The organism is Alteromonas sp. 5E99-2, from assembly GCF_017368475.1.
Classification (GTDB): domain Bacteria; phylum Pseudomonadota; class Gammaproteobacteria; order Enterobacterales; family Alteromonadaceae; genus Alteromonas_F.
In genome coordinates this window covers 1-327 of record NZ_JAFNJE010000100.1, presented here as the reverse complement: position 1 = coordinate 327, position 327 = coordinate 1, and the positions used below count along the sequence as shown (strand labels likewise).

General features: G+C 43.4%; 1 protein-coding gene. It reads right to left on the bottom strand.

Going from position 1 to position 327, the window contains the following annotated elements; genetic code table 11:
• The coding region (locus tag J3L16_RS16560) for an AMP-binding protein (protein WP_207614070.1) at nucleotides 1-327 on the bottom strand (327 nt) is incomplete at both ends.

Genomic DNA, 327 nt, shown 5'->3' with positions numbered 1-327 from the left:
AAGCCTTGTAGATGACTGGGTACAATTTTAAGTACATCCACTTGATGTGTTGCCATGTAGTGAGCAAATAAATCAGCTTCAAAGGCAACATCTGTTGGTATCATGTGTAACGTACAGCCTCGGCACAATGCGCCAAACAAGGTGGTGTTACCTAAGTCAGCAGCAACTGTCGAGACCATCGCCATACTCGTGACATTCTCTTCAATGTTAGTCTTTGATAAAACACCTTGTATGTAATTACTTAACCCTCGATGGGTCACCACAACCCCTTTAGGCTGACCTGTGGTACCCGAGGTATAAATAATATAAGCACCTTGAGAGGGATGA